Origin of the sequence: Chitinophaga sp. Ak27, assembly GCF_012726295.1 — a bacterium.
Taxonomy (GTDB): domain Bacteria; phylum Bacteroidota; class Bacteroidia; order Chitinophagales; family Chitinophagaceae; genus Chitinophaga.
Window position 1 is genome coordinate 621340 of the sequence record NZ_JABAOB010000001.1, and the last position, 17967, is coordinate 639306.

Annotated in this window: 13 protein-coding genes; 5 read left to right on the forward strand and 8 right to left on the reverse strand. The window is 48.8% G+C overall.

Annotation, left to right across the window (positions count from 1 at the left end):
* Window positions 1-5: 5 nt before the first annotated feature.
* The 3 genes from HGH90_RS02455 to HGH90_RS02465 form a co-directional block, all read right to left on the reverse strand.
* Window positions 6-3368 (reverse strand): SusC/RagA family TonB-linked outer membrane protein, encoded by a 3363-nt coding sequence (locus HGH90_RS02455; RefSeq protein ID WP_168763421.1) that lies wholly within the window; start codon window positions 3366-3368, stop codon window positions 6-8.
* 141 nt (window positions 3369-3509) lie between these two features.
* On the reverse strand, window positions 3510-4667 hold the full coding sequence (locus tag HGH90_RS02460) for a FecR family protein (protein WP_168763422.1): 1158 nt from the start codon (window positions 4665-4667) through the stop codon (window positions 3510-3512).
* Between the two features lie 63 nt (window positions 4668-4730).
* On the reverse strand, window positions 4731-5309 hold the full coding sequence (locus tag HGH90_RS02465; RefSeq protein WP_168742393.1) for an RNA polymerase sigma factor: 579 nt from the start codon (window positions 5307-5309) through the stop codon (window positions 4731-4733).
* A 146-nt stretch (window positions 5310-5455) separates the two neighbouring features.
* On the opposite strand from HGH90_RS02465, the gene HGH90_RS02470 reads away from it, so the two are divergent.
* Window positions 5456-6316 (forward strand): AadS family aminoglycoside 6-adenylyltransferase, encoded by an 861-nt coding sequence (locus tag HGH90_RS02470; RefSeq protein ID WP_168763423.1) that lies wholly within the window; start codon window positions 5456-5458, stop codon window positions 6314-6316.
* Between the two features lie 2 nt (window positions 6317-6318).
* On the opposite strand, the gene HGH90_RS02475 is transcribed toward HGH90_RS02470, so the two are convergent.
* Entirely contained in the window at window positions 6319-7734 is a 1416-nt protein-coding gene (locus tag HGH90_RS02475; protein ID WP_168763424.1) for a PLP-dependent aminotransferase family protein, read from the reverse strand.
* Window positions 7735-7965: 231 nt separating this feature from the next.
* Between HGH90_RS02475 and HGH90_RS02480 the strand changes: the two genes are divergently transcribed.
* Window positions 7966-8688, forward strand: a complete 723-nt coding sequence (locus tag HGH90_RS02480) for an AAA family ATPase (RefSeq protein WP_168763425.1) — start codon at window positions 7966-7968, stop codon at window positions 8686-8688.
* Between the two features lie 71 nt (window positions 8689-8759).
* Here the strand turns inward: HGH90_RS02480 and HGH90_RS02485 are convergent, their stop codons facing one another.
* A complete protein-coding gene (locus HGH90_RS02485) occupies window positions 8760-9512 on the reverse strand; it encodes an SDR family NAD(P)-dependent oxidoreductase (RefSeq protein ID WP_169190314.1) in 753 nt (250 codons plus the stop codon).
* A 106-nt stretch (window positions 9513-9618) separates the two neighbouring features.
* Here HGH90_RS02485 and HGH90_RS02490 point away from each other — a divergent pair, with 106 nt between their 5' ends.
* The 3 genes from HGH90_RS02490 to HGH90_RS02500 all read left to right on the forward strand — a co-directional run bounded on the left by HGH90_RS02490 (window position 9619) and on the right by HGH90_RS02500 (window position 13321).
* Window positions 9619-9981: a winged helix-turn-helix transcriptional regulator gene (locus tag HGH90_RS02490; RefSeq protein ID WP_168763427.1), complete on the forward strand. Its 363-nt coding sequence runs from the start codon at window positions 9619-9621 to the stop codon at window positions 9979-9981.
* 167 nt (window positions 9982-10148) lie between these two features.
* On the forward strand, window positions 10149-12239 hold the full coding sequence (locus HGH90_RS02495) for a family 20 glycosylhydrolase (RefSeq protein WP_169190315.1): 2091 nt from the start codon (window positions 10149-10151) through the stop codon (window positions 12237-12239).
* 146 nt (window positions 12240-12385) lie between these two features.
* A complete protein-coding gene (locus HGH90_RS02500) occupies window positions 12386-13321 on the forward strand; it encodes a DUF6454 family protein (RefSeq protein WP_169190316.1) in 936 nt (311 codons plus the stop codon).
* Between the two features lie 65 nt (window positions 13322-13386).
* On the opposite strand, the gene HGH90_RS02505 is transcribed toward HGH90_RS02500, so the two are convergent.
* The 3 genes from HGH90_RS02505 to HGH90_RS02515 are packed head-to-tail and all read right to left on the reverse strand — an operon-like array spanning window position 13387 to window position 17877.
* A complete protein-coding gene (locus HGH90_RS02505) occupies window positions 13387-14907 on the reverse strand; it encodes a discoidin domain-containing protein (RefSeq protein WP_169190317.1) in 1521 nt (506 codons plus the stop codon).
* A gap of 31 nt (window positions 14908-14938) precedes the next feature.
* Complete coding sequence (locus HGH90_RS02510) at window positions 14939-16036, reverse strand: discoidin domain-containing protein (RefSeq protein WP_168763431.1); 1098 nt, start codon at window positions 16034-16036, stop codon at window positions 14939-14941.
* A gap of 41 nt (window positions 16037-16077) precedes the next feature.
* Complete coding sequence (locus HGH90_RS02515) at window positions 16078-17877, reverse strand: RagB/SusD family nutrient uptake outer membrane protein (RefSeq protein ID WP_168763432.1); 1800 nt, start codon at window positions 17875-17877, stop codon at window positions 16078-16080.
* Window positions 17878-17967: the final 90 nt, after the last annotated feature.

Consider the following 17967-nt stretch of genomic DNA (forward strand, 5'->3'; position numbering starts at 1 on the left):
TTGATTTAGAAGTTAAAGGATAAGCCACCGGTAATCGTCCTGGAAGGAGGAACACTGGAGAGGTCCTGTACTTCCGGGTCTATACCGGGATAGTTGGTGATGGTAAATACGTTCTGCGTGCGAATAAACGCACGACAGGCGGTCATATGCGCCCTGGCCACCAGTTTTTCCGGCAGGCTGTAGGTGAGCGCCACATTACGCAGGCGGAAGTAAGAAGCATTGATATACTGGGCATCCGATGATCCGATAGAGGTACCAAAACCGTTGGTGAATCCTGGACGGGTAGCAATATCACCCGGCTTCTGCCAGTGATCCTGTATGGCGTCTGCCGGCAGGTTACCGAAGGCGCCCGGTATTACCACATATGGATTTAACCCAATCTGCCGTTTGAAATCAAAGAACAGGTCCAGGCTCCAGCCTTTATAGGTAAATGAGTTATTGATACCCCCATAATATTTAGGATTCGTATCCACTTTTACATAACGATCGTCATCAGCAGTACCCGCCGGTACGCTGCTGTTAACATTTATCAGGCCGTCTTTATTGAGATCTACAAAAGCGTATTTCCCGGTTTGCGGATCTATGCCCAGGTAGTGCAACACATATACGGTGCTGAGTGACTGTCCTACTTTATAAATGGCATAGTAGGGCGACTGCTCAATGCCGGGGTAAGCAATCAGCCGGTTCCTGTTGGTTGAGATATTGAAGGTCATAGACCAGCTGATATCTTTTTTATCGATCAGGCGGGCGCGTACAAAGCCTTCCCAACCGGCGTTTTCTACTTCCGCTGCCCAGTTGCCCACTACCGCGCTGAAGCCGGTGTATTTCGGTGTAGGAATCCGTGTGATCTGGTTACCGGACCTGTTCTGGTAATAAGCGCCTTCCAGGTTAACCCGGTCGTTGAGGAAGCTGATGCTCAGGGCGGCTTCATATTTTTTGTTGGACTCCCACTGATATTCCTGGTTTACTGCATGAATAGGGATGATAGGTTGCAGCCCGTTATAGGGGTTAAGCGGCCGTCCACCCGATGTGGTAGCCCATTGCGATAAATACTGGTAGTCGCCGATAGAGCCATCCCCACCGGTGATACCATAGCTGGTGCGGAGCTTTACGAAGCTCACCCAGTCGGGCAACAACTGCTTCATCCAGGGCTCTTCAGACGCATTCCAGGCCAGCCCTATAGAACCGAAGTTGCCGAACTGGCTGCCGGGAGCAAAACGGGAAGATCCGTCTCTCCTCGCATTGAGGTTAATGATATACTTGTTATTCCAGTTGTAGTTGATACGTCCGAATAACCCGGCGTATTTATAGCGGGCATAGGCCTCTGAACTAATTTGTATGGGCGCATTGTTGATGCTGCGGAGCAGGTTATCATCACTGTACCCTATTCCAAACGTAGAGGCGCCGTCGGTGATGGTCGATTGCAGCGAGCCACCCACCTGTATTTTCAGATCGCCCTTGCCAACAAACCGGCTGTAGGCCATCTGTGGTTCGATGATCCAGTTGGTATTTTTAGTAGTTCCAAAATTGGCGGAGCCGGTGGGATTCAGGATGGGATTTTGCGAGGCAATCGGCGTAAACAGGTTGCTGGAGCCATTCATGTTCGTATAGCCTGCAGTAGCAGAAACCGTGAACCCTTTCAGCAGTTCGTAACTGATTCCCAGGTTGCTGCTGAACTGGTTCGTTTCAATAATATTATTTTGTTTCAGATAAGCAAAGGGAAATCCGCCTCCGTTGCCGGTGGCATTCCACTCGTCCCAGTTCAGGTCACCCTTGCTGTTGTAAATGGGAGGCGCATTGGGCGGAAGCATAAATATGGAAGGAAGGGCAAATACTGCGTCCACATGTGTATAGGAATAAGTAGTTCCCAGGGAAACGTTGAGTTTCTGGTTCTGGCTGCGGTGACCGATATTGGCGCTCAGAGTAGCCTGTTGGTTAGAACCGCTTTTGCTGAGCACATCTACCTGCCGGGCGTAGTTGCCGCTGATACGGAAGGTATTATGGGTATCTCCACCGGAGAGGCTGCTCATGACCGATGTTTGGCTACCGGTGCCCAGCAGCACTTTCTGCCAGTCGGTATAGCGCGTAGTATCCCATGCCATCAGATCTGTTGCAGTTGCCGGCGTGGGCGCCACGCCATCATTTTTGAAGGCTTCCCGGCGCATTTGCAGGTACTGTTGGGTATTCAGCATATTGCGGCGGTGCGGCACATCGATATACCCCTGGTTAATATCCAGGGAGAAGTTGGTTTTGCCGGGCTTGCCTTTTTTGGTAGTGATCAGTATCACGCCATTGGCAGCGCGGGAACCATAGATGGCGGTAGCATCGGCATCTTTCAGTACCTCAATACTTTCAATGTCACGCGGGTTCATGCTAAACAGCGGGCTTTGTCCACCGGTAGCAGAAAAGCCGCCTTGTACGAAGCCGGAAGAAATCCCTCCGTTATGTATGGAACCAGGTAAGTCCAGTACGGTCAGGGGTACGCCATCAATCACATAAAGCGGGTCGCCGAGGAAGTTACTTCCCAGGGAATTGCGCCCCCTGATCTCCACTTTTACCGGCGCATTGGCATAACCGCTGGTTTGGGTGATCAACAGCCCCGGCGCCTGTCCCTGCAGGGCCAGCAGGGGATTGAGCACAGGCTGTCTTTCTATTTCTTTGGCGGTGATCTTGGTAATATTACCGGTGGCCAGGCGTTTACTGGTAACACCATATGCCTGTACCACGGCCTGGTCTAATTCGCTGGTAGCAGCTTTCATCCGCACATTAAAGGATGAAAGCAGTTTGACTACGGGCACGGATATCTTCTGGTAACCAATACAGGAAAAGGTCAGTATATCCTCTTCTGTTACTTTCTTTACTGTAAATAATCCTTTTTCATCGGTCTGTGTTCCTTTGCTGGTACCGTTTATCACCACATTCACTGCCATCAGTGCGGCGCCTGTTTTGTCATCGGATACCACGCCCGACACATCACGCGTGGGCGTTTTGTCGTCGGGCGTTATCTCCGGTTGACCGTTGGTTTTCCTGAATAGTACGATGGTGGTCCCTACAATGTTGTAGCTCACCGGCATACCGGAAAAGACGGTTTTGAGAAATGCTTCTAATGGCTGGTTTTTGGCATTGACTGGAATAGTGACACTAGCGTCTATCTGGTCTGGATTAAATATTACGACATAGTTCGACTGTTTCTTGATCTCTGCAAACACCTGCTGCAACGAAGCTTTTTTGTTGCTATAGGTAATTGTTTGCGCTCCTGCCTGCAGGGACACCCCCAGGCTGAAGGTCATCAGCAACACTACGGTCAGCTTTTTAAAAAGCCGGTTCCTCCGGGCAAACCGTTTATAAAAATTGGATGCTGGAATCATGATAATTCTGGTTGATTAAATAATTAATTTTAGTCAGGACAAAGCTCCGCCAGTAGCTTTCCAGCTTTTAATCAGCACAAGGCCTGTATGTTCATGCAACCTGTTGATGAGAATACGAGGTATGGCTCACATGACGGAATGTTACGGCATAATGATCAGTTTGTTGCCATCGACCCGGCAATGCACGCCCATGCTGCCCAGCACGATCAGTGCTTGTTTCAGATCGAGGTCTCTTTTTATTTCGCCACTGAAAGGAACGTCTGGTACACCTTTCTCATACACCACCTCTACGTTGTACCAGCGGGCTAGCTGTCGCAGTACTTCATCGAGGGGAGTGTGATCAAAGCGGAACAGTCCATTCTTCCAGGCAACGGCCATTTCCGTGTCGGTGTTGCTGGTCACATTCAACTGATCGTGACTGGCAATGGCCTGTTGGCCGGGTTCGAGTATGGCGGATTTCCCCTGGTGGGTCATTCTGACGCTGCCCTGTAACAGGGTAGTGCGGATGGCTGGTTCGTCCGTATAGGCGTTCACGTTAAACGCCGTGCCCAGTACTTCTACCGTAGCTTTACCATTTATGTCTACCACAAACGGGTTATTAGCCTGTTGTTTTACATCGAAATATACTTCGCCGGTCATTTTCACCTGCCGGTATTTACCATTAAAGGCGGTGGGGAAGCGGATACTGGATCCGGCATTCAGCCAGGCCGTGGTGCCATCGGGCAGCAGCAGCTTATACTGGCCTCCCCGCGGCGTGGTGAGGGTATGGTATTCCATATTACCGGCCTTCCCCTCGTAGTCCAGCTGGCCGCTGTCATTGTTCACCTTCAGCTCCCCGCTCTGCACAATATTGCCATGGGCGCTGTCGAGTTGTATCTGCCGCCCATCGGCCAGTGTTAATACGGCATGATTGCCTTGTTTGGCCGGAGCAGCCACGTTGCCGGCCAACGGCGGTGTAGTATCCCGGTGGCGCATGACCAGCATGGCAGTACCGGCTGCGGCCAGGATCAGCACCGCAGCGGCGGCATAGCGGAGCCAACGACGGCGTAAAGGCACTACCGGTGTGGCAGTACTGTCCATTAACCTATTGAGGATACGTGTACTGGCGGCCGGCGAAAGCGCCGGCGGTTCGCCGAAAGAACGGTGATATACCGCCTCCAGCAAGGGCTCCAGTTGAGTATCTTCCTTCACAGGATTTTCCCTCAGCCATGCAAACAAAGCAATACTCTCGGCATCCGTGAGGGTACCATCCAGGTATTTTTGCAGCAGGTCAGCAACAGGAAAATTTTTTGGCTCCATATCAATAAGACTAATGAATAAAACAAATGGGTGGATGCGTTGGAAAAAAAATCCAACTTTTTTTTATTTCAGGGATACCAACAGTATCAGTAGGGAAATATTGCCATGCTCCAGCAGGTATTCCCGGATCGATTTAACGGCGAGCGACAGGTGCTGTTTAAAGGTATTACGGGAAATATTCATAAGAGCGGCGGCTTCTTCATAACTTCTACCCTGCTGCCGGCAGAGGATAAACGCCTCCCGGCGCTGTGGCGGAAGGCTATTGATAGCCTTGTGCAACAGCTCCTCATATTGTTTAGCTTCTACGGCATTCATGAGCGACTGGTCGTCGATGCCCAGGGAAGCGCGATGCATTACCTCGTCGCGGATGGTATCAAACAAGGCAATGCGGTTCAGTTGTGTAAGGGCGGTATTACGGGCCAGGCGGTACAGGTAGGCGGCAAACGACGACTTAATATCCAGCTGCGACCGGATTTCCCATATCTTCAGGAAAACATCATGCACCAGGTCCTCCGTAAGCGCCGGATTCCGGGTGAATTTCAGCAAGTAATTATAGATGCCGCCATGGTACTGCTGGTAGATAGCAGTAAACGCATCGCGGTTGCCGAGCGCCAGTTGTTGCAGTAGTTCCAGTTCATTCATCCCAATAAAATGCCGTCAGCTCCCGTTCCCTGCGGCAGGGGTAAATTTAATACTAATTGTCAAATTTAATAGTACACAGGACAGGGAGCCTGTAATTATCAGCGGGAACAGCCTATATTTACCTACAAGGAACCTAATCTGGCTGTATGACAACGAGAGACCAAAAACTGGAAGAAATTATAGGTTGGGCAAAGCGCAACCGGGATATCAGGGCTTTATTATTAACCAGTTCCCTGGCTAACCCCTCCGCCCCTGTCGACGAATTCAGCGACCTCGATATAGAACTGGTCTTTGAAGATAACGCGCCTTATCTTGCCGACAACTCCTGGCTGAAAATTTTCGGGCATCCCATTTCGATGATCGAAGAAGATGAAACTTGCTTTGATGGCAGGCATGGGATGAAGATGGTATTGTATGATGACAGGGTTAAAGTAGACTTCAAACTTTACAGCCGCCATAAATTTCTCGAAGATGCGCAGGCGCCTGTACTACCGGAAGATTGGGACATTGGCTACCAAATATTATTGGACAAAGATCAGCTTACAAAGGATTTAAAGCCACCCATGTACGACGTTGGCAGGATACAACCACCTACCGAAAAAGAATTTACACGGATCATCAATGATTTCTGGTGGGATACCACTTACGTTGCCAAATGCCTGGCCCGCGATGAAATCTTTTATGCCAAGTTCATGTCGGAAACCAACATCCGCACGGAGTACCTCGTGCCTCTCATTGAATGGTATATTGGAAGCGAGCATCAATGGCGTGTTACGACCAACAAATATGGGCGGTTTTTCAAAAAATATCTCTCACCGGCACTGTGGAAAAAGATAGAAAAAACATTTTCAGGGAGCAGCATAGCAGATAACTGGGAGGCGCTATTTGCTATGGCAGATATAGTCCACGAACTGGGAACCGCATTATCGCGGAAGCTGGATTATCCATACCCGGAAGAAATGGAAAATAATATCCGGAAATACCTCGAGGATAGCAGGTCCCGCTAATGCTATAGCAACTTAGCCAGCGCCTGTATTCCCTCTTCCAGCTGTTCTTCTCCCAGGGAAGCATATCCCAGCCGGATGCCATTTACCGGGGCATCATAGCTATAACTATCCGGGCAGATAATTTTAATACCTTTTGCCTGTAACTTTTCAGAGATAAGGCACCAGTCCACCGGCACTTTGGGCATGATCCAAAATGCCAGCCCTCCATCGGGGATATGCCAGGTAGCTTTATTTTTCAAGTATTTTTGCAGCAGCACCGCAGCAGCATCTCTCCTGGCTTTATAATGCAGGCTGGCTTTTTTGATATGCCGTTTGATAGTCCCCTCCCTGATGAGCTGTAATACCGCCTGCTCCATAATATTATCCCCCTGAACATCAATAATCTTACGGAGGGCAGCTATTCTGTCGAGCAGCTGCAGGTCGCTGGTGGCCAGGTAACCAATGCGCAACGCCGGAGCAACAACCTTGCTCATGGTGCCGATATAAACATATTTTTTTAATTCAGTAAAAGTAGACAGGGGCAATACAGGACGGTAGCCGAAGTGGAACTCATTGTCATAGTCATCTTCCACAATCGTAAACCCGTACTCATTCGACAGCTCCACCAGCTTCAGGCGGCGCTGCAGGCTCAAGGTAACGGTGGTAGGATACTGGCGGTGTGGCGTCAGGTAGATAGCCCTGATCTTCTTTCGTGATTTCAGATGCCGGATAACGTCGGCTATCATCATCCCTTCTTCATCCACATTTACCGGCAACAATTGAGCGCCTGTACTCTCAAAAGCCTTCCAGGCAGGCTTATAGCCAGGGTTTTCTATTATAATGTAATCTCCTTTCTCCAGTAGACACTGTGCTACCAGGTAGAGCGCCATCTGGCTGCCGCGCGTAATACAAAGCATCCCAGCCTGTGTATGCATTCCCCTTTGATGGTTCAGCATTTGCGCCATCTCCTTCCGGAACTCCAGGTCGCCCAGCTCTGTCCCATATCCCATCATCTGCCACTTTGCTTTCCGGTTGAAGATCTGGCGGTAGGCCCTTGCCAGTTCAGCGATGGGCGCTATTTTACTGTCCGGATAACCATCATCGAAAAAAATACGCCAGGGCTTCGTCGCCGGAGCAGCAGTGAGTCTCACGCCTTTCTTCGGTGCATCAGGGTGAAAAGGATAAGTGGCGGCTACAAAGGTGCCCTGCCTTTCCTTTGATTCCAGCCACCCTTCTATCAGCAATACATTCAGCGCCTCCACTATCGTATTCCGGTTAAGTTTCAACTGCTGCGAAAGATACCGGCTTCCCGGCAATGCGTCGCCCGACTTCAGCCTGCCGGAATGAATATCTTTTATGATGGCATCTGCCACCTGGAGATAGATGGCCTTCTCCGATTGCTCATCCAATTGTACTTCCAACTTCCATGCTCTTAACATCTGGACTACCTTATTTTAAAAATTCTGCACTAGTTACCTGGTCCAAATATAGTATACTTTTGTTTCATCATCACACAAAAGGCTGGCTGCTGAAGTGATAACAGCCAGGCACTCATCATACCAGTAAAATATTAACTAAATTTGCATCATCATGGGAAAAGCAATTTTCTATCACGCCGGTTGTCCCGTTTGCGTCAGCGCGAAAAAGGGAACCGCATAACAGTAACGCGAATGAATATATACGATTTGATCATCCATGATCAACCAACCATACAGCTCGAGAATATTTTCCTCCCGGGTCAAAACAGGCAAGCCATTCAGCAGCTCATCAAAGAGCACCGGTTCATACACGCACTCCATCAATATGGACTTCCTGTCAATAACAAACTGTTGTTATTCGGCAGTTCCGGTTGTGGGAAAACCACTACCGCCAAAGGCATTGCCGGCGCCATGAACAAGCCTTTGATGATACTGAACCTGAGCAATGTTGTTTGCCCCCGCATCGGGGAAACCGCGCAAAACATCAAATCTGTTTTTGATAAAGCCGCCAGGGAAGGCGCCGTCCTCTTCCTCGATGAGTTTGACCAGATTGGTAAAGCCCGCAGCGATGATGATAAAGATGTAGGAGAAATGCGGCGCCTGGTGAATACGCTGATACAGCTGATCGATTATTATCCCGAAAAATCGTTGCTCATTTGTGCCACTAACCATATTGAAATGATTGATGCAGCCATATTAAGGCGTTTTCAATTGCGCATCCGTTTTGAAATGCCCGGTACGAAAGAGTTGGACAATTATTACGAACAACTGTTGGCGCCCTTCCCGCCGCACTTACAACAAATAAACCGCGCCTATAACATCTCGTTTGCCGAAGCAAAGGATACGGCGTTTACCCAGGTAAAATCCAGGCTCATCGCGGAACTGGAATTACAAGCCACAATGGCGGAAGTATAAATTCATCAAAAGGCTATCAACATATTGCCAACCTTTTGATGAATCCCTAACTTCGTTTCGCCCCTATTCCGTCAAAATGGATACCTGCGCATACCGCCATCTACCACCGCTACGCTACCCGTGATATACCTTGCCCGGGGCGACACCAGGAAAACCGCCATGTTGGCAATGTCTTCCGGCTCACCGAAATCACCCAATGGAATTTCTTTCCCGGCGAATTCCGCACGCCCTTCGTCAGGAAAAAAACGCCTGGTGTTATTCGTATCAATAAGTCCCGGCTGCAAACTGTTCACCCGGATACCATGCTGGCCCAATTGCCCGGCCAATCCTTTCGACCAGGCTACCAACGATGCCTTCGCTACCGCAGATACATTAATGGAGCGCAACTCATAAGAACTCGTAATATTCAGGATAACTCCCTGTTTACGTGCTATAAAATGAGGCAACAGCTCTTCAGTAAGCTGACGTGGACGTTCGAAATCAAGCGTCATTGACTCCTCCCATGCATCTGCTGCGCCGGCAACATCTACCGGCTGGCTTCTACCTGCATTATTAATCAGTATATCAACCTGCCCCAGGCTGGATAATGCAGCTGCAGCTATCAATTGCGGGGCATCGGGTGCCATCAGGTCCTGTACAATTACAACGGGTACTACACCACCAGCAACCATAATTTCTTTCTGGAGTGTGTCCAGCAACTCTTTGTTGCGGGCGATGGCTAATACTTTTACACCTTCCAAGGCCAACTCTTTTGTAATAGCGCGGCCAAATCCCTGGCTAGCGCCAGTAATCACGGCTGTTTTTCCTTTTAAATAGAGATCCATAATGCTAATCTTTTTTACCTTCAAAAATTCTTTGTAAAAGTAGTGGCGAGCAGTTAATTTTATGCACTCTACCGTCAATTGTATGGTACGAACAAATATGTAAGTAATGGCAACCAGGAAGATAAATTCTACATATACCCGCAACGAATCCACCATCATTGAATGTGACCTCACTTATGCTGTTTACATGATAGGCGGCAGGTGGAAATTACTCATACTTAGTAAACTGGAAGGCAAAACACTGCGTTTCGGGGAACTAAAAAAAGCATTTCCCAATATCACAGAACGTATGCTCACCCTGCAATTGAAAGCACTTGAACAAGATGGGTTGGTAAAACGTACCGTATACGCTGAAGTACCTCCCAGGGTTGAATATGAATTAACTGAGATGGCACGGGAATTAGAACCAATCCTTAAAATGTTAAGTACCTGGGGCAACAAACAGCGAAGCATGACCACGATGAAATAGGCATTCAAGACCTTCCGCTATTTTGACCAATACCCCTCCTATATTGCCTTTTACATAGCCGGATACAGAAAATCAGCCGGAAGTGATTACATTAGATACGCGATAGTAATTACTATTACCAATGCCTGTGAGGCAACCAATCAGTGAACAATGTTATGACTCATCAAATGAAAAAAACTTTTCTTATTACCGGTTTAGCGCTGGGATTATTTCAGGGTAATGCCTGGTCGCAAACCACCAATCCCGCTCCATTTGTAATACCTGGCCTGCAGGAGTGGCAGGGTGGCAAGGGACAATTTACCCTTCAACCGACCAGTGCAATTGTATTGGAGCCGACATCGGCAGCCGCTTTATCTGCTACTGCGCAGGTGCTGCAACAGGACCTCCTGCCGTTAACCCACGGTGTTGTTCTCTCTATCAAGACCGGTACACCTGCCGCGGGCGACATTTTTCTCCTGCTCAACAGCGCTGATACGTCGCTCGGTAAAGAAGGTTACCAGATTGCCGCTGGAAAGGACGTACTGAATATAGCTGCGCCTGGTGCCCGGGGCGTGTTCTGGGGCACGCGTACCCTGTTGCAGGTATTAGAACAGGACAGTCTCCATACTCATTTCCCCTGCGGCACAGTCAGGGACTATCCCCGATACGGTGTTCGTGGCTTTGTGCTCGATGCAGGACGTAAGTTCTTCAGCCTGGATTTTCTCCGGCAATATGTGAAGTTCATGTCCTACTATAAAATGAACGATTTTCACATACACCTCAATGATAACGGTTTTAAGCAATTCTTTGGAAAAAACTGGGATAGCACCTATGCGGCTTTCCGCCTGCAGAGCGATTTCTATCCCGGGCTTACCTCCAAAGACGGCTCCTATACCAAACAGGAATTCAGGGACCTGCAGGCGCTGGCAGCTTCCTATGGTGTGAATATAGTTCCGGAGATAGATGTACCGGCGCACTCCCTCGCCTTCACCAAACTCCGCCCCGAGATTGGCAGCAAACAATATGGCATGGATCATCTCGACCTGGATAACCCGGTTACCTACCAGGTCATTGACAGTGTATTCATGGAATACCTGTCGGGCCCTAAACCGGTATTTACAGGCCCGGAAGTGCACATCGGAACAGACGAATATGCCAAAGCTGCAGCAGAGCAATTCCGCGCATTCACCGACCATTACATACGCCTCGTAGAAAGCTATGGGAAAAAAGCGCGGGTCTGGGGCGCACTCACACATGCCCAGGGCAATACCCCGGTGAAGGTAAAAGATGTGACAATGAATGTATGGTATAACGGCTATGCCGACCCGGTAGCCATGGCAAAACTTGGATACAATATGATCTCTACCCCCGATGGATGGCTGTACATTGTTCCCGCGGCGGGCTATTACTACGATTACCTCGATGTACGTGAACTATACAACAAATGGGAACCCATACAGGTAGGGGATGTACGGTTTAAAGACGGCGATCCGCAAATCATGGGCGGCTCTTTTGCCGTATGGAATGATCATGTAGGCAACGGCATCACAGAGCAGGATGTACACGACCGCGTATTCCCGGCGATGCAGGTACTCGCTCAAAAAATGTGGAGAGGCGCCGACAGCTCCCAAAGCTATGCCGTGTTTGCCGCCAATGCCGCTAATACCGGCGAAGGCCCCGGCGCCAATATGCGCGGCAAACTCAAAGGGAAGAACGGGTTGGTGTTACAATATGAACCTGGAAAAAATAAGAGCAAAGACAATTCCGGCAATCAAAGAAATCTGGGCAAAACAACCAATGCGGTCATCCGGCACGATGGCCTGCATATCAACGGAGGACGGAGTTTCGCACAAACGCCCATTCCCGAAATAGGGTATGACTATACCGTAATGTTTACCGTTAAACCTGATGCCGCTAATGCACCCAATGCTGTATTATTTAGCTCCCCCCATGCCACTGTTAAACTCAAACAACAACAAACAGGTAAACTGGGCTTCTCGCGGGAAGGCTACGATTATACGTTCGATTATACCGTGCCGGCTAATCAATGGACACAACTGGCTATCAGCGGGGATTGCAAAGGCACTCGCCTATACGCAAATGGGCAACTGGTACAAAATTTGGCGAAGAAAAAGATAGGTTTTGCAGGCACCAAAGATTCCATGTCGGTTGTACAAACATTGGTATTTCCACTGCAAAATATTGGCGATACTGCACATGCCTTCAAAGGCGTGATAAAAGATATACAGGTATGGAACATCGCGGATAAATTAAAATAACGGGCGTTTCCTGAAACATAAATGGTATACCCGGGCTCGTTTGAGCCCGGGTATACCATTTATAGCCACTCATGTTTGTTATTAATTTTATAATATTGATGTTATTGGTATTTATGTAACATTACCACATAAACCCGGATAACATCATGCCTGCAAGAAGAGATTTCTTAAAACATAGCCTGCTGCCTTTGGGCGCACTTTGCCTATCACCAAATCTTGATGGCCTACCTCAACCCAAAAGGCCAGAAAGCCTTTTAAGCAAACGGCTGAAATCCCTCACCCGGCATACTCCCTGGAACCAGGTAGAAGCGATTAAGATCCTGTTCAACACCTTCCATTGCCAGGGCATGGTTAAGATCGGAACAGATTACTGGGTATCTTCTGTAGAGGTGCATCCCGGCAATGACCGATCCTCCGGAGCAGGACACCTCTTTAAAATCGATGCCGGCGGCAATCTGCTGGCAGATATTGCCATTGGCGAAGGGGCCATCTTTCATCCCAGCGGCATCGATTTCGATGGCATGCACATCTGGATAGCAGCTGCCGAATATCGGCCCGACAGCAGGGCTATCATCTACCGGTTCGATCCCCGCCAGATGGTTCTGGAAGAGATGTTTAGATGGAATGACCATATCGGCGGCATTGCCAGGAACCCTGATACCAACACTTTACACGGCGTCAGCTGGGGTTCGCGCCGGTTCTATCAATGGGCACTGAATGCAACAGGTAAGCTACGCCATACCAACGTTTCTCCCTTACCCAACCATGCCTATTACATCGACTACCAGGATAATCAATACCTGGGCGGTGGAGAAATGCTATATACGGGGCTTAACGCCTACAAACGGCCAGGGAAGCCATTGTTTTCCCTTGGAGGTATAGAAATCATTAATCTGGACTCATATCAACCAGTGCACCAGTTGCCCGTTGAACTGTGGTCACCTGCCACGGATGCTGTTATGACACAGAATCCCAGCTTCTTTGAGTTAGGAGAAGGGGATAAAGTACGGGGCTATTTTATGCCAGACGATAATGAGTCGACATTGTTTATTTATGAAGCGTCTGCGGCAACTCCCGTATAAGTCCTACCCACATAAAAGCCCGCAGGCATACACCTGCGGGCCGTTAACATATAAGCATTCATCAATCAATATGCGCCAATTTCTGCCAGCGAACAAGACTTCCCGTCATCATAACTGCTGGTAGTCACGATTCTGAAATACCTGGCATCTACCGGGGCTGCAAAGGAGATAAACTGATCCATATCGCTCTTTCTCAACGTAAACACACCTTGCGACGTCCAGCTACCGGTAGCAGTTTTCGTATACACCGTCATCTCTTTAATGCCTGGCCATACGCCTTGGCGATCCCGGAATGTGAGGCCCTTCAGCTGATGCAAGGCGCCCATGTCAATTGTAAGCTGGTGCGGATGCGTGGGCTCAGACCCGCTGTACTGTGTATGCCAGTAGGTAGACGGATCATTATCCAGCGCATTGGTAGCCGGGTAACCACTTTCTTCTGAGTCTACGTCAGCAACCACCCACCCTGTTTTCGGAAGTTCAGGCTGGGAACCAATAGCCGGGTCGAGCACCGGCGCCTGGTTAATAAACGAATAGTGATAGGAAACAATCGTTTGTCGATAACCATTATTACCCAGCACGTCTACCCTGAGCTCATAGCTACCCTGGAGATCCCAGAGCTCATTTATCGGCGTGGAGATACTAAAACTATCGGTTCCTATAGGAGCGGCTGACCAGCTGGGGGTATCGTAAGAATCAGGACTGGCATCAGGGTCCTGGTACACATTAATCCCATTCACCGGCTGGGCAGCAGAAAAACGCCCGGAGACTACCATATTACCATTGGCATAACTGATATGCACTGTCTTCGCATACGTTTTGAAAGACTGCTGGTAATCGGCTACTGTGGCGTTGTTAAACAACTCGCAGTTGTTTAAAATAGCGCAGGCAGCTTTCGATAGCATCGTTCCCTTGGTAAAGTCTGTAGTACTCATCAGGGAAGTACCTATGGTGTTGGCTTCACTCCTTTTCTCCTTATCGTGCGGCAAACCCAGGCCATGACCCAGTTCATGCGCATTGCCCGCTACCCAGTCGATACCTGGTCCATACTTTTTGATATCCAGCTGGTCGTGGTCCAGGATAAAAGCCCAGTTACCGATGCCGTAGTAAGGAACGTCGGCATGCGTAACATCCGGTACCGGCGTAATTACGAGGTAATGCTCACTTCTTTTTTCATCAGGATGCGCCAGGAAGTAGGCTTTTATCTCTTCCATCTCGGGGCCTGCGCCGCCGTCATACTTATAAGAAGATGCTGGATGGGCGCCACGAACCACCGAAAATGTCACTTGTGTACCGGCGGCATTGGTCTGCAGCCCGAACGTTTTATTACCAAACCCGTTACGATTCATCTCTTTACCATAAAAATCCCGGAAGAAAAACAACATATCCGTCATCCGCTCCCGGTAGCGTAGCAGGGTATCCTGTCCCTGTGGAACAAAATATACTACGTTCAGCTTATAGGTACTCTTATTCACTTCCACGGCTGGTTTATCATCAGCCGTAGTCGTTCCGGAATGTTTGGCGCAATACATAAACGGTAGCGCCATACCTGTCAAAAAAATATACATCCATAGGTTAACCTTGCTCATATGCATGTGTTATTTTAAAGTCAAGAAATACTTACAGTGCGCCATACAGGTTGATCTCTGCCAGGAACCCAAAGAAATTGGGGCCTTTGGTAAGCACCACCTTCACGTACTTCCAGGATTGAGGCGGTACAGAAAAGAATTGCTCATCATTCTTCTGTACGAAAGGATAAGTGCCGAGGTCTGTCCAGGTTTGTCCATCTGTACTGGCCATCAGTTGTATTTCAGTTTGTCCGCCGTGGTTGTTCTGGCGGTTCACGAGGCCGAACCTTGAAATAGTAGCCACCTGACCCATATTGACTGCAATCCAGTGCGGATAAGGAGTTTCAGCGGTCGACCAGGTGGTATGCCAGAATGTACTGATGTTGCCGTCTATTGCTGCAGTAGCATAACCGCTCACAGGTCCTTCACCACCTGCTTCCTGGTCACTGAATCCGGCAATAGACCAGCCGGTCCGGGAAAGTTTCACTTCGGTCTGCGGAGTAATAGTAGCACTCACGGGGTTGGACTGGCGTCTGGATATATCCGTTACCGTTACCACTACCGTAACCGGGCTTCCCCCGGGCATACCGGAGAGATAACCCACGCCCTGCTGTGTTGCTGATGTAAAAGCTTTGCTCACCACTTTATTAGTGGCCGGATCTGTGTACGCTGCATTTACGATCACTGTTTTCCCGGAGTTATTCTCCCACGCCACGCGTGCGCCGCCTATAGAGGCAGTGATTTTGATGGTACCGGCAATCGCAATGTACACCGGTGGTTTGGGAGTTAACGACATGGTAGTCATCGCGCTCACGGCCCCCTGTGGCCCTACTGTTTTGATGGTAAAGGTGTAGGGTTTGTCGGTTAAGCTACCTATCACGGCGGTATCGGTATAGCGACTGAATTTCTGTTCCATCACCTTTCCGGCAGTATCCGTGTAGCTAATAGAGGTATAGAGATAAAGGGCAGAATCTTTGGGGCTTCGGCCAATAGCATCCCAGGTAAAGATAGCTTCACCGTAACCTGGCGTACCTTTTACGTTGCTCAACGCAGGAGGCGGTGCACCTGCATCTTCCTTCTTACTGCAGCTCACCAGGTGAAGAAATAAAAGCCCTGAAAGCATGGCTAATAATAACTTTTTATGTAGCATAACGAAAAGTTGTTTGGATGATGAATTATTTTTCAAAGCGGCTACCAGCCGGGATTCTGAACCAGGTTATTATTCTTGCTCAGCTCCTGTACGCTGATGGGGAACAGGTAGCTGGCCGGTGTACGGAATAACTGGGACATCACGGGCGTTACCTGGTTGAAGGTGCTTTCGTCGGCGCCCTGGAAATTCATCCCATAAATGGTTTGGTTCAGGTATTTATCGCCTTGTTTCCAGCGGCGTACATCCCAGAAGTACTGCCCTTCAAACACCAGCTCTATGGTGCGCTCCCGGCGTATGATATCCCTCATTTCATCCTGGGTAAATACAGGAGCATGGCCGGCAATAGCCCAGGCAGCCTGTACTGTAGGCAACATGGATCTTTGCCGGATCATATTCAGGTTATCCAGCACCTGTTGTTGCTGGCTCACACCGTAATATTCATTCAATGCTTCTGCATAAGAGAGGTATAACTCTGCCAAACGGATGATAGGCCAGGGATAGTGAACAATGGTAAAATTGTTGTCGTCTGCTACAGTTTGGGGATGCACTACTTTTTGCACCAGGAACCCGGTGCTGGAGTAATTGGTGGCTCCAGAGCGCCATCCCTGATCTTCTCCGGCTTTGAAATGCATGGTTTCGGCGGTACCATTCACCAGGAACTTACCGTTATCATAGGCCACAGATGCGTAATAACGGGGATCGCGGTGGAGGTTCACATTCATGGTGCCTTCATCAGGATCTACCTCATATCTTTTTGCATACGCCCAGGTAGGATCTTTATCTATCGGCAGCCCATTCTCGGTATAGAAAGTTTCCACCGTTCTTAAACTTGGGCCAATACCATTGTAAGAATTACCTGTTAGCGGGGCACAGTTCTGCTGCCATTGGTACCATCCTTCCGGTACGGAATAGCCCCATATCAACTCTACGTTCCACGGATCTACCATCGCAAAGCGGTAAGCAATCATCCCGGTATCGCGGCGTGTTTTTTCAAAAATATTGGTAGGCCCTTTATAATCTGCAAACTGGTACAAGCGCTTTCCACTCTGTGTGGCAGCATCTATTGCTTCCTTGATAGCATCAATAGCGCGCTTCCATTTTTCTTTGTCGTACGAAACGTTCATCAGCTGCTGGCCATTCCTGTCTTTGAAACTAGCGTAAAACTCACTGTTACCATTAAACAGCGGAGAAGCAGCTGTGAGTAACAGCCGTGCTTTCATGGCTTTTACAATCACGGTAGTGACCCGTCCGAGTTCATTTTGAGCAGGGATCGTGTTAGGTAGTAAGCTGATGGCTTCATCATATTTTCTTACGATATAATTCACACCCGAATCGTAGGATTGACGGAACGGAAAAATATCATTGCCAGCTGTACTACTGAAATCTACCTGGTGATCAATCAGCGGAATGGGTCCATACTGGCGCAACAGGATATAATGATAGTAAGCGGTGAGAAAAATTGCTTCCCCTTTCCAGCGCTTCGCAATATCAGCGGTAACACCGGGAACCTTATCTACATTATCGAGGAAGATATAGCATTGCCGGATACCTTCAAAAAGACTGACACTGGAAACAATGTTCTTTCCTTCCCAATAGTTAAACAATGGATTGGAAGAGTTTTGTTCCCCTCTCAATAACCTTGAAATAACGTTATTCTGCCATACGGTAATAGCCTGATCGGTAGCGCATGCACTGATGTTACCGTAGCTGGCATCATTTTCAGTGGGCATGTAGGCGTATAACGAATACAGGAACCGCAGCGCCGTATTATAGTTCTGGAAAGCCGTATTGATAGTGGCCGTGTTGGGTGGCACAATGTCGAGATACTTCTTGCAGGACAATAATCCTGATGATAAAAGAAGAACTAAAAGACCCCCGAATATATATTTGCGTTTGAATAGATACATAAATTTCTTTTTCAGCTGGTGAAT